We start from the raw sequence: 12,992 nt of genomic DNA on the forward strand, positions 1-12,992 counted from the left end.
GTCGTCGACCTCGCCCCCGCCGCGCGGCTACTCCAGGTCCGCGATCCCCGGGACGGGGAGTCCCTGGGTACATGGCTCGGGGCGCCCACCCGGCGGGCCCCCCCCGGGGGGGGGGGGGGGCCCCCCGGCCGCGTACGACGGTTCGGGGCGGTTACGCCTCGAACACCTCACGCACCAGCTGCTCCTGCTCCGCCTGGTGCCGCTTGGCGGAACCGACGGCCGGGGACGAGCTGTGCGGGCGGGAGATCCGCCGCAGGCGCTCGCCGTGGGGCACGTCCGCGCCGACCGCGAGGTCCAGGTGGTCGATCAGGTTCAGGGCGATGAACGGCCAGGCGCCCTGGTTGGCCGGCTCCTCCTGGGCCCACAGGTACTTCTCGACGTTCGGGTACTTGTTGACCTCCGCCTGGAGCTCGGCACCCGGCAGCGGGTACAGGCGCTCGACGCGGATGATCGCCACGTCCGTGGTGCCGCGCTTGGCGCGCTCGGCCTCCAGGTCGTAGTACAGCTTGCCCGTGACGAAGACGACCTTGCGGACGTTCGCGGGGTCCGTCACCGTCTCGTCGCCGATGACCGGGCGGAACTGGCCCGTCGTGAACTCCTCCGTCTTCGACGCGGCGGCCTTGAGACGCAGCATCGACTTCGGGGTGAAGACCACCAGCGGCTTGTGGTGCGGGTTGTGCACCTGCCACCGCAGGAGGTGGAAGTAGTTCGACGGGAGCGTGGGCATCGCCACCGTCATGTTGTTCTGCGCGCAGAGCTGGAGGAAGCGCTCGACGCGGGCCGAGGAGTGGTCCGGGCCCTGGCCCTCGTAGCCGTGCGGGAGGAGCAGGGTGACGCCGGACGTCTGGCCCCACTTCTGCTCCGCCGCCGAGATGTACTCGTCGACCACGGACTGCGCGCCGTTGACGAAGTCGCCGAACTGCGCCTCCCACATCACGAGCGCGTCGGGGCGGGCCAGCGAGTAGCCGTACTCGAAGCCCATGACCGCGTACTCGGAGAGGAGGGAGTCGTAGACGTTGTAACGCGCCTGGTCCTCGGCGAGGTACTGGAGCGGGGTGTAGTCCTCGCCCGTCCGACGGTCGATGAGGACCGCGTGGCGCTGGCCGAAGGTGCCCCGTCGGGAGTCCTGGCCGGACAACCTGACAGGCGTGCCTTCGAGCAGCAACGAACCGATCGCGAGCGTCTCGCCCATGCCCCAGTCGATCGTGCCGTCCTCGACCATCGTCGCCCGGCGCTGCAGCTGGGGCAGCAGGCGCGGGTGGACGTGGAAGCTGTCCGGGATGTTGACCTGGGACTCGGCGATCCGCTTGACGACCTCCGTGGAGATCGCGGTGGAGACCGCGACGGGGAACTCGGCCTGCGGGTCCGACATCGGGGCGGCGCCGGGCTGGGCGGTCGCCTCGCGGACCTCGGTGAAGACCTTCTCCAGCTGGCCCTGGTAGTCCTGGAGGGCCTGCTCGGCCTCCTCAAGGGTGATGTCGCCGCGACCGATGAGGGACTCGGTGTAGAGCTTGCGCACCGAGCGCTTCTTGTCGATCAGGTCGTACATCAGGGGCTGGGTGAAGGCCGGGTTGTCCGACTCGTTGTGACCGCGGCGGCGGTAGCAGATGAGGTCGATCACCACGTCCTTGTTGAACGCCTGACGGAACTCGAAGGCTAGCCGCGCGACGCGGACCACGGCCTCCGGGTCGTCGCCGTTCACGTGGAAGATCGGGGCCTCGATCATCCTCGCCACGTCCGTCGCGTACATGGAGGAACGCGAGGACTCCGGGGCGGCCGTGAAGCCGACCTGGTTGTTGATGACGATGTGGATCGTGCCGCCGGTGCGGTAGCCGCGCAGCTGCGACATGTTGAGCGTCTCGGCCACCACGCCCTGGCCCGCGAAGGCCGCGTCACCGTGCAGGGCCAGCGGCAGGACCGTGAAGTCCGTGCCGCCCTTGTTGATGATGTCCTGGCGGGCGCGGACGATGCCCTCGATGATCGGGTCGACCGTCTCCAGGTGGGACGGGTTCGCCGCGAGGGTGACCTTGATCTGCTCGCCGTCCAGGCCGGTGAACGTGCCCTTGGCGCCCAGGTGGTACTTCACGTCGCCGGAGCCGTGCATCGACTTCGGGTCGAGGTTGCCCTCGAACTCGCGGAAGATCTGGGCGTACGACTTGCCGACGATGTTCGCCAGCACATTGAGCCGGCCTCGGTGGGCCATGCCGATGACGACCTCGTCGAGGCGCGACTCGGCCGCGCTGTCGATGACCGCGTCCAGCAGCGGGATGACGGACTCGCCGCCCTCCAGGGAGAAGCGCTTCTGGCCGACGTACTTCGTCTGCAGGAAGGTCTCGAAGGCCTCCGCCGCGTTCAGCCGGCGCAGGATGCGCAGCTGCTCCTCGCGCTCCGGCTTGGAGTGCGAGCGCTCGATGCGGTCCTGGATCCACTTGCGCTGCTTCGGGTCCTGGATGTGCATGAACTCGATGCCGGTGGTGCGGCAGTACGAGTCGCGCAGCACGCCCAGGATGTCGCGCAGCTTCATCAGGGACTTGCCGGCGAAGCCGCCGACCGCGAACTCCCGCTCCAGGTCCCACAGGGTGAGGCCGTGCTCGGTGATGTCCAGGTCGGGGTGCTTGCGCTGGCGGTACTCCAGCGGGTCGGTGTCGGCCATGACGTGACCGCGGACCCGGTAGGAGTGGATCAGCTCGAAGACGCGGGCGGCCTTCGTCACGTCGTTGTCGTGCGAGGCGTCGATGTCCTTGAGCCAGCGGACCGGCTCGTACGGGATGCGCAGCGCCTCGAAGATCTCGTCGTAGAAGCCGCTCTCGCCGAGCAGGAGGTTCGCGACGATCCGCAGGAACTCGCCGGAGGCGGCGCCCTGGATGACCCGGTGGTCGTAGGTCGACGTGAGCGTCATGACCTTCGAGATGCCGAGCTTGTTGAGCGTGTCCTGGCTCGTGCCCTGGAACTCGGCCGGGTAGTCCATGGAGCCGACACCCATGATGACCGACTGACCGGGCATCAGGCGGGGGACCGAGTGGACCGTGCCGAGGCCACCCGGGTTGGTCAACGACACGGTGACGCCGGTGAAGTCGTCCATCGTCAGCTTGCCGTCGCGGGCGCGGCGGACGATGTCCTCGTAGGCCTGCCAGAACTCGAAGAAGTTCAGCGTCTCGGCCTTCTTGATGCCGGCGACGACGAGCTGGCGGTCGCCGTTGGGCTTCACCAGGTCGATGGCGAGACCGAAGTTGATGTGCTCCGGCTTGACCAGGGTCGGCTTGCCGTCCTTCTCCTGGAAGGAGTGGTTCATCGACGGCATGGCCTTGATGGCCTGCACCATCGCGTAGCCGATGAGGTGGGTGAAGGAGATCTTCCCGCCCCGGGCGCGCTTCAGGTGGTTGTTGATGACGATGCGGTTGTCGAAGAGCAGCTTGACCGGGACCGCGCGCACGGACGTGGCCGTGGGCACCTCGATCGAGGCGTTCATGTTCTTCGCGACCGCGGCGGCGGGGCCGCGCAGCGTCACGTACTCGGGGCCGGCGGGGGCCTCGGTCGCGGGCTCGGCCTTCTTCGGCTGGGCGGCCGGAGCCGCCGCCTTCACAGGGGCCGGAGCGGCGACGGGAGCCGGGGCCGGAGCGGCGGCTGCGGGCGCCGGAGCCGGGACCGCCGGAGCCGCGGGCGCGGCAGGAGCAGCCGGGGCCGGAGCCGGGGCTACGGGGGCGGCCTGGGCCGGAGTGGAGGTCCCTGCGGCCCCCGCGGCCGCAGTACCCGCCGAGGTCGAGGTCGGGGCGGAGGCCGCGCCCGGCTTGTAGTCGGCGAAGAAGTCCCACCAGGCTCGGTCTACCGAGTTCGGATCCTGGAGGTACTGCTGATAGATCTCGTCGACGAGCCACTCGTTGGGGCCGAACGCCGCCGCGGGATTCTTACCCGCGGCTTGGTCGGACTCGGTCGAGATGGTCGAGTTACTGGGGGACTGTGACGACACGGCGGCAACCGCCCTCTTCCGCTTCACAAGGTGATGGACAGCGGGAATTAAGGCTACGCCCCCATGAGCGCCAAGGTCAGGTCGGGCCGGTCCATCGTCGCGTAAGTCACACCGGAAAGTGTGTTTCGAGGGCTGAAATGGCGGGAAACAACCGTGGTTCCGCTACAGACGGGGTGAGTTGACGCGGACCGGGCGCACGAACGGCGCGGGCCTGTGCCTGATCACACGTGTCCGTCAGCGCGGACCGCCGTGGATCTTGAGGCTCCGGTTCGAACTTTACGTCAACTTGGCACGGATGACAGTCCCGGAAGGGTGACGATAATCCTGCAGCCGCGGTCGGATTCGGCCACACCGATCCGGCCGCCGTGCAGATCCACCGCCCAGCGGGCGATCGCCAGTCCGAGGCCCGTACCGCCGTCGCTGCCGGGTCCGTGCGGCGAGCTCACCGCTCCCCGGTTGAACCGCTCGAAGATGTGCGCCCACTCCGCCTTCGGGATGCCGGGCCCCTCGTCCAGGACCTCCAGCTCCAGCGACTGCGGCAGCGACCCGCGGCGCGCCCTGACCGTCACCCGGCCGTGCGCGGGGCTGTGCTTCACCGCGTTGTCGATGAGGTTGGCGACGACCTGGTGGATGCGCTCCGGGTCCGCGAGCGCGGTCAGCTCCGGCGGGGACACGTCCAGGTGCAGATGGACATCCGTCCGCGTGTGACTCCCCGAGCCCGACGCGATGCCCCCGCGCGCGGAGGCGACCATGTTGGCCTCCTTGAGCACGCCCGAGAGATACGGCCACACCTCGAAGCGGCGCGTCTTCAGCGGTACGACGCCGTTGTCCAGCCGGGAGAGGTCGAGCAGCGTCTCCACGAGGCGCCCGAGCCGCTCCGTCTGCTTCAGCGCCGTCCGCATGGTCTCCGGATCGGCGGCCGAGACGCCGTCGACGACGTTCTCCAGTACGGCGCGCAGGCCCGCGATGGGGGTGCGCAGCTCGTGCGAGACGTTCGCGACGAGTTCCTTGCGCTGGCGCTCCTGGGCCTCCAGCTCGTCGGCCATGACGTTGATCGTCCCGGCCAGGTCGCCCAGTTCGTCACGGCGGTTCTCGCGCACCCGGCGCGTGTAGTCGCCGCGCGAGATGGACCGGGCCACCGTGTTCATCTCGTCCAGCGGCGCGGTGAGCGAATGGGCCACGAACTGCGTTATCAGCAGTGTGGCGATCATCGAGAAGACCGTGATGAAGCGCAGCTCCGTCGCCGTGCGCATGGCGATCATCATCAGCCCGGTGGTGATGAGCACCGAGATGACGACGAGCGCGCCCAGCTTGGTCTTGATCGAGAACGGGCGTACGCCGCCCCAGGGTTCCCCGGGGCTCCTCCGTGACGTCGGCCCTTCGTTCATGGCGTAGGTGTCTCCAGTGCGTAGCCGACGCCGTGGACGGTGCGGATCCGCTCGGCGCCGATCTTCCGGCGCAGCGCCTTGATGTGGCTGTCGACGGTACGGGTCCCGGAGGCGTCCGCCCAGTCCCACACCTCCGCGAGCAGCTGCTCGCGCGAGAGCACGGCACGCGGGGTGTTCGCCAGACAGACCAGCAGGTCGAACTCGGTGGGCGTGAGGTGCACGTCCTCGCTGCGCACCCGTACCCGGCGCTGCGCGTGGTCGATCTCCAGCTCGCCGAGGCGCAGGATGCCCGAGCGCGGGGTGGACGCGGCCACCACGGCACGCTCCATGCGGCGCAGCAGGACGTGCACCCGCGCCGCCAGCTCCCGCATCGAGAACGGCTTGGTCATGTAGTCGTCGGCGCCGACCCCGAGTCCGACCAGCATGTCGGTCTCGTCGTCGCGCGCGGTGAGCATCAGCACCGGCACCGGGCGGGCGGCCTGCACACGGCGGCAGACCTCCAGTCCGTCGAAACCGGGCAGCATGATGTCGAGGATCAGCAGATCGGGCTGCCATGCCTCGGCGGTGTCGACGGCGGAAGGCCCGTCGCCCGCGGTTTGCACGAGAAATCCCTCGGCGCGCAGACGGGCGGCGATCGCGTCGACGATCGTCGGGTCGTCCTCGACCACCAGTACCCGGCGCTGTGCGCCCGGTGTGGCCGTGGCCGTACCGTTGTGGGAGGTATGTGTCTGCTCCATCGCCCGCCCCTGAAGTGTGCTTTCCGGAACCAGTGGGGTGATCCCATGACTGCGCTCGACGCTTGAATGATCCGCGTCAGGCAGCAGGGTACGGGCAGCGGCAACCCGTTTGCTATCCAGGTCGGACGGCGAGGTGCACGACGTCGGGAACTCCTCGGGCAACGGGGATCTCTTCGGTACGCACCTGTTGGAACCCGGCATTCCATAAGGTTCGCTCAAATTCCGGAGAGGGCTGCGCCGACCATACGGCGAGCACCCCGCCGGGCCTCAACACCCTTGCGCAGCTTGCCAGTCCGGCCTGCGAGTAGAGGCTCTCGTTGCTGTCGGTGACGGTCCAGTCGGGGCCGTTGTCGATGTCCAGGCAGAGCGCGTCGAAAGTGGCGCAAGTCTCATTGACGAATGCGACCAGATCCGTTTTCAGAATGTCGGTGCGCGGATCGGCGAGAGCGGACGCGGAGAGGGCCGACAACGGCCCGGAGCGGTGCCATTCGACGATCGCGGGCTCCCTCTCCACGACCGTGATCCGCCCCCAGCGGCGATCGGCCGCGGCATGCGCCAGCGAGAACCCCACGCCCAACCCGCCGATCAGCACGTCCGGTTCGGGGCGCCCGTCGAGCGCGTCGTACGCGGCGTCGACCAGCAGCCGCTCCGAGCGGCCGTCCGAGGTGTCCATCAGGAAACAGCCGTTGGCGATGATCTGCAGCAACTCCCCGTGCCGGCGCAGCACCACCTCGCCGTAGGGGCCCTCGCGACGGTCCAGGACAACAGGAGTGTCGTACGCGGCGGTCATGTGACCCATCCTGGCAGTTTCACCGGAAAGAGCAGCCGAATTAACCGTGGGGAGACACCTCCGGGTGCAAGCTGTCCGCGGACGCGTAAGAAAGCTCTGGGGTTGCTGTGAATCGGCTCTCGCGTGGCGTCGGTCATAGACAGCGGCGTGGGGGACGGCGAAGGGTGGGCCGAAACGTAAGGAGCGCCTCAGAGTGGAACGGACCGCGACGGCCGGCACAAAGGCCTCCGCCACGCCTTCGGGCACACCCTCGGCCGAGCTGTCCGGGCTGGATCCGGACCTGGATTCGGATCTGGATTCGGGCCTGGATGCCGGTCTGCTGGAGGCGATGCCGAGACAGCGGGAAGTCGCGGCCACGGCCGGGGAGTTGGCCCTCGCCCTCCGGGCCCCGGCGGCCGTGTCCGTCTCGGCGTCCACTCCCGCCGTTCCCGGAGAGTCGTGGCTCCTGCTCGCACTCCGCAGCCTCCACCCCTGGCGACTGCTGCCGACGCCCACCGGGACGCCGTTCACCTTCGCCTACGCGATGCTGCTCCTCGTCACCTCCCTCGTGGCGCAGTACGCCGATGCGACCCTCGTGAACGAACTGCACCAGGCCTCCAGCACCGATGTCGCCCACCTCGTACGCGACCCGCTGCTGGTGCTGGTCGCCAGTGCGCTGTGGATCGTCGGCGGAATGATGTCGCCGTACGCGATCCTCTTCCTGCTCGTGCTGACCGCGCTGGAACGGCGGATCGGCGGGATGCGGGCCGCCGCGGTGTTCGTGTCCGGGCACATCCTGGCCACGCTCGCGACCGAAGGGACCGTGGGAATCGCCGTGTTGGCGGGGCATCTGCCCAACAGCTCGCTGCACCGCCTCGACTACGGCATCAGCTTCGGCGTGGCGACGAGCATAGGAGCGCTGTCCGGTCTGCTGCGGCCGTGGCTCGGCCTGCCGTTGATCGGCCTGTTCGGCTGGTCGCTGGTCGAGGACCTGATCGAGTTCACCGACCCCATGACGAACTGGGGCCACTTGATCTCCCTGACGATAGGCGTCGCGACCTGGCCGTTGATACGGCGCTGGCATCGGGCCGCGCGGGTGACTCGGCTTGAGGCGGCCCGGTTCGAGGCAGCCCGGTTCGAGGTGGCTCCGGTTGAGGTGGCTCGGGTCTAACTGCCCTCCCGTCTGGCGGCGTTCAGTTTCTTCGCCAGTGCCGGGATGCCAAGTCGCGCTTCCTGCGCGGCGGTTGCCGAGTGACGGTCGTCGGAGGTGCCCCTGGGCGAGCCCCACCCCGTGCGCGGAGTGGGACACCCGAGCCGTTCTCCACCACACGGTGGGCGGCATGCGCATCTTCGCCGCCGAACTGAACGACATCGATCCGGGCGCCGAGCACGAGTCCGACTGGCTGGGCGGAGATCCGGAGGGCGCGCTGCCCGGGGGTGAGGCGATGTCCGTCAGCCTGTGGGCGTGCCGATCTGCTTGTGCTCTAGCGCCGAGCGCAGCTTCGAAAGGGCCTGTGCGGCGGCCGACGCCGAGGAGTTGTCGAGAGCGGTTCCGATCAGGTCGGCCACTCCGTCGGTGAAGGTCTTCTCCGCCGCATCGACAAGCTGCGAGCCGTCGTCGGTCAGGGCCAGCAGTGAGGACCGGCGATCGGACGGATTCGGGAGCCGGACGGCCCAGCCCTGCTTTTCCAGACGGTCGACGGTCTTGCTGGTCGCCCCGATGCCGATGGCGAATTCGGCGGCAAGGTCCGCCACGCGGGACTCGGGACGGTCGCGCAGGTAGCGCAGGGCCTCGAACTGCGACGTGACGATCCCATGCCGCTCCCGGAGGCGGTCGTTGAGGGCGTTGTACAGACGTGTCTCACATCGGACCAGGTCGGCGAAGAAGCCCGCGAGGTCGACTGTCCCACTGCTCACTTTGAATGCCACGGCATATAGTTTACGATATATTCCTCGGCATATAGTGCTGTGGAAGTTACTTGCGACGGGAGTGGACGCATGAGCAAGGACCAGCGCGTGCAGGTGGACGCGATGCTGCGACAGCCGCGACCTGAGGGCCCCCGGTCGGTCGAGGCGATCCGAGCGGGGTTCGAGGCGCTGATGGCCCGGATGATCGTGCCCGACGGTATGCGCACCGTGCGGACAACTCTCGGCGGCCGGCCCGCGCTGCATGTCCAGCCTGACAACGGGCCACGCGACAACGGGCCACGCGACAACGGGCCTCGCGACAACGGGCCTCGCGACAACGGGCCTCGCGACAACGGGCCTCGCGACAACGGGCCTCGCGACAACGGGCCTCGCGACAACGGGCCTCGCGCCGGGACGATCCTGTACTTCCACGGCGGCGGCTGGGTGTACGGCTCCCCCGAAAGCGTGCTGTCGCTGACGGGACACCTCGTCGCCAAGACCGGCTTCGGGGCGTACTCGGTGGACTACCGGCTCGCCCCCGAGCATCCGTTCCCGGCCGCGATCGAAGACGCGCTGAGCGCCTACCGCGCCCTCCTCGACGGCGGTCAGGACCCTTCGGCCGTCGTGTTCGCCGGGGACTCGGCCGGCGGCGGCCTCGCCGTCACGACCTGCCTGGCCGCCCGCGACGCGGGCCTTCCGCTGCCCGCCGCCCTCGTGGCGTTCTCGCCGGGCCTCGACGCCACCCGCACGGGCAGGAGCATGGACGCCAAGGAAGGCATCGACCCGATCCTCACCCGCAAGTCCGTGGAACACACCGGAGCCATGTACCTCGCCGGAGCCGACCCCCATCAGCCCATGCTCAGCCCAGCCGTCCTCGCCGACCTGACCGGCTTTCCGCCCATGCTCATCCAGGTGGGCACCAACGAGATCCTCCTGGACGACTCCACACGCCTGGCCGCGCGGGCGAGGGCAGCCGGAGTGGACGTCATCCTGGACGTCACCGCCGACGTACCGCACGTGTTCCAGGCGTTCGCAGGTGTCCTGGACGAGGCCGACGAGGCACTGGACCGTGCGGCTCTCTTCCTCGGTCAGCGCATCCGGGCCGCGGGCGCAGCGCACACGTCAGCAGCGTAGGGCTGCCCCGGCCTCGCTCAGGTCAGGCCTCGGCGCCTCAGGCCTCGGCCCCGGGCCTCCCGCCTGAGGCGCCGAGGAATACGACTCCCCCGCGAGGGTCTGCCCGCTGCCCGCTGCCCGCTGCCGACGGCGGACGGCGGACCGTCGCCACCGAGGAAGTCATCCGCGTCCATTGTGCGCACCCCGCCGCGCGGAGTCCCGGAAGCGTGCGGCCGGAGCGGCCGGAGCGGCCGGAGCTGCCGGTTCTGGCGGGAAGCCGCGACGCCGATTCCGCGTTGACCTCGGGTGAGGCGGTTGTGGAGCGGCTGATCGCTCACGGCGAACAACAGGTGGGGAACAATCGAAGGCGCCCAAGCATTGAGTCGGCATAGCTCAACTTGACTGCCTAAGGGGAGATCATGGCTTCGACGTCCACACCGCTCACCCTGCCCGTGCTGCCGCTCGACGACGAGGTCGTGCTGCCCGGAATGGTGGTTCCGCTGGACCTGAACGACACCGATGTACGCGCCGCCGTGGAGGCCGCCCAGGCCGCCGCGCGGTCCGAGCCCGGAAAGCCCAAGGTCCTGCTGGTGCCACGCATCGACGGGACGTACGCGAGCACGGGTGTGCTCGGCACCGTCGAGCAGGTCGGCCGGCTGGCCGACGGCGACCCGGGCGCGCTGATCCGCGGCCGTAGCCGCGTGAAGATCGGGGCCGGGACCACCGGTCCTGGTGCCGCGCTCTGGGTCGAGGGCACCGCGCTCGACGAGAGCCTGCCCGAACCGTTGCCCGGCTCGGTGACCGAGCTGGTGAAGGAGTACAAGGCGCTGGCCACCGCGTGGCTGCGCAAGCGGGGGGCCTGGCAGGTCGTCGATCGCGTGCAGGCCATTGATGACGTGTCCACCCTCGCTGACAACTCTGGTTACTCGCCCTTCCTGACCACCGAACAGAAGATCGAGCTGCTGGAGACCGCCGACCCGGTCGCCCGGCTGAAGCTCGCCACCCAGCATCTGCGCGACCACCTCGCCGAGCAGGACGTCGCCGAGACCATCGCCAAGGACGTGCAGGAAGGTGTCGACAAGCAGCAGCGCGAGTTCCTGCTGCGGCGCCAGCTCGAAGCCGTTCGCAAGGAACTGCGCGAGCTGAACGGCGACTCCGCCAAGGACGGCGAGGAGTCCGACGACTACCGCGCGCGCGTGGAGGCCGCCGACCTGCCGGAGAAGGTGCGTGAGGCCGCCCTCAAGGAGGTCGACAAGCTGGAGCGGTCCTCCGACCAGTCGCCCGAGGGGTCGTGGATCCGCACCTGGCTGGACACCGTCCTTGAACTGCCGTGGAACGAGCGGACCGAGGACGAGTACGACATCCGGGGCGCCAAGGCGATCCTGGACGCCGAGCACGCCGGTCTGGAGGACGTGAAGGCGCGCATTACTGAGTACCTCGCTGTGCGCAAGCGCCGTAGCGAGCGCGGGCTGGGTGTCGTCGGCGGGCGGCGCGGCGGTGCCGTACTGGCCCTTGTCGGTCCGCCCGGTGTCGGCAAGACCTCGCTCGGCGAGTCCGTCGCGCACGCGATGGGGCGGAAGTTCGTGCGGGTCGCGCTGGGCGGTGTGCGGGACGAGGCCGAGATCCGCGGTCACCGGCGTACGTATGTCGGCGCGCTGCCTGGTCGTGTCGTCCGGGCCATCAAGGAGGCCGGGTCCATGAACCCCGTCGTCCTGCTCGACGAGATCGACAAGGTGGGGTCCGACTACCGGGGCGACCCGGCGGCGGCGCTTCTCGAAGTCCTCGACCCCGCGCAGAACCACACCTTCCGTGACCACTACCTGGAGGTCGAACTCGACCTGAGCGATGTGGTGTTCCTGGCGACGGCCAACGTGCTCGAAGCCATCCCGGAGGCGCTGCTCGACCGGATGGAACTGGTCCGGCTGGACGGCTACACCGAGGACGAGAAGGTCGTCATCGCGCGTGACCACCTGCTCCCGCGTCAGCTGGAGCGGGCGGGGCTCAAGGACGACGAGGTCGTCATCGACGAGAGCGCGCTGCGCAAGCTCGCCGGTGAGTACACCCGCGAGGCGGGCGTCCGCACCCTGGAGCGGTCGATCGCCCGGCTGCTGCGCAAGATCGCGGCCCAGCACGAACTGGGCGAGCGGAAGCTGCCGTTCACGGTGACCGACGCCGATCTGCGCGGTCTGATCGGCCGGCCGCACCACGTGCCCGAGTCCGCCCAGGACCCGGCCGAGCGCCGCACGGCGGTGCCCGGTGTCGCCACCGGCCTCGCGGTCACCGGCGCGGGCGGTGACGTCCTCTACGTCGAGGCGTCGCTGGCCGACCCGGAGACGGGCGCGGCGGGTCTGACCCTGACCGGTCAGCTCGGTGACGTGATGAAGGAGAGCGCGCAGATCGCCCTGTCGTTCCTGCGCTCGCACGGCGCCGAACTGGAGCTGCCCGTCGCCGACTTGAAGGACCGGGGCGTGCACATCCACTTCCCGGCGGGTTCGGTGCCGAAGGACGGCCCGAGCGCGGGTGTCACGATGACGACGGCCCTGGCGTCGCTGCTGAGCGGCCGACTGGTCCGCACGGACGTGGCGATGACCGGTGAGGTCTCCCTGACCGGTCGGGTCCTCCCGATCGGCGGCGTGAAGCAGAAGCTGCTCGCCGCCCACCAGGCCGGGGTCACCACGGTGATCATCCCGAAGCGCAACGAGCCCGACCTGGACGACGTCCCGGCCGAGGTCCTGGACAAGCTCGACGTGCATGCCGTGACGGATGTCCGGCAGGTGCTGGAGCTGGCGCTGTCGCCGGCGACGAACGGCGCGACGTCGGAGGTTCCGGTAGCGGCGTGACGCGGTGTCCCAGAGCGGGCTCCGCCCGCGCGCATCGGTAGGTGAAAGCCCGGGTCCCCTTTCGCGAGGGGGCCCGGGCCTTCGTCGTAGAACGTCGTACCGATGGCCCGTCAGCCGCTGGCGAGTGCCACCACCCGGTCCAGCGCCCCGTTGAACACGTCGTGGGGAGAGTAAGGCGGTGATCCAACCGGCTACCGCCTGGTGGAAGAAGCTGCGCACCGGGAACACCGGGTGGGCAGGGGGTCCGGACGCCGCCGTAGGTCCAGCCCT

8 protein-coding genes are annotated in these 12,992 nt (G+C 69.5%); 3 read left to right on the plus strand and 5 right to left on the minus strand.

The features are described 5' to 3' along the window. Positions 1-151: 151 nt before the first annotated feature. The 4 genes from ACIQBL_RS04530 to ACIQBL_RS04545 all read right to left on the minus strand — a co-directional run bounded on the left by ACIQBL_RS04530 (position 152) and on the right by ACIQBL_RS04545 (position 6,882). Positions 152-3,967, minus strand: coding sequence for a multifunctional oxoglutarate decarboxylase/oxoglutarate dehydrogenase thiamine pyrophosphate-binding subunit/dihydrolipoyllysine-residue succinyltransferase subunit (locus tag ACIQBL_RS04530; RefSeq protein WP_401936663.1), 3,816 nt, complete (start codon positions 3,965-3,967; stop codon positions 152-154). Positions 3,968-4,248: 281 nt separating this feature from the next. After that, entirely contained in the window at positions 4,249-5,355 is a 1,107-nt protein-coding gene (locus tag ACIQBL_RS04535) for a sensor histidine kinase (RefSeq protein WP_401936664.1), read from the minus strand. Beyond that, positions 5,352-6,092 (minus strand): response regulator transcription factor, encoded by a 741-nt coding sequence (locus tag ACIQBL_RS04540; protein WP_043674338.1) that lies wholly within the window; start codon positions 6,090-6,092, stop codon positions 5,352-5,354. Before ACIQBL_RS04540 ends, ACIQBL_RS04535 begins: the two co-directional genes overlap by 4 nt. A gap of 112 nt (positions 6,093-6,204) precedes the next feature. Next, entirely contained in the window at positions 6,205-6,882 is a 678-nt protein-coding gene (locus ACIQBL_RS04545) for a spermidine synthase (protein ID WP_401936667.1), read from the minus strand. A 193-nt stretch (positions 6,883-7,075) separates the two neighbouring features. Between ACIQBL_RS04545 and ACIQBL_RS04550 the strand changes: the two genes are divergently transcribed. Beyond that, entirely contained in the window at positions 7,076-8,032 is a 957-nt protein-coding gene (locus ACIQBL_RS04550) for a rhomboid-like protein (protein WP_401936669.1), read from the plus strand. Between the two features lie 281 nt (positions 8,033-8,313). Here ACIQBL_RS04550 and ACIQBL_RS04555 read toward each other — a convergent pair whose 3' ends face one another. Beyond that, entirely contained in the window at positions 8,314-8,790 is a 477-nt protein-coding gene (locus ACIQBL_RS04555) for a MarR family winged helix-turn-helix transcriptional regulator (RefSeq protein ID WP_401936672.1), read from the minus strand. 69 nt (positions 8,791-8,859) lie between these two features. Here ACIQBL_RS04555 and ACIQBL_RS04560 point away from each other — a divergent pair, with 69 nt between their 5' ends. Both ACIQBL_RS04560 and lon read left to right on the plus strand, forming a co-directional pair. Next, positions 8,860-9,903 (plus strand): alpha/beta hydrolase fold domain-containing protein, encoded by a 1,044-nt coding sequence (locus ACIQBL_RS04560; protein ID WP_401936675.1) that lies wholly within the window; start codon positions 8,860-8,862, stop codon positions 9,901-9,903. A gap of 398 nt (positions 9,904-10,301) precedes the next feature. Further along, complete coding sequence (gene lon / locus ACIQBL_RS04565) at positions 10,302-12,722, plus strand: endopeptidase La (protein WP_401936678.1); 2,421 nt, start codon at positions 10,302-10,304, stop codon at positions 12,720-12,722. The last annotated feature ends 270 nt before the right edge of the window (positions 12,723-12,992 follow it).

The sequence above is a fragment of the Streptomyces sp. NPDC088350 genome (assembly GCF_044753545.1).
In the GTDB taxonomy this organism is placed as follows: Bacteria; Actinomycetota; Actinomycetes; order Streptomycetales; family Streptomycetaceae; genus Streptomyces.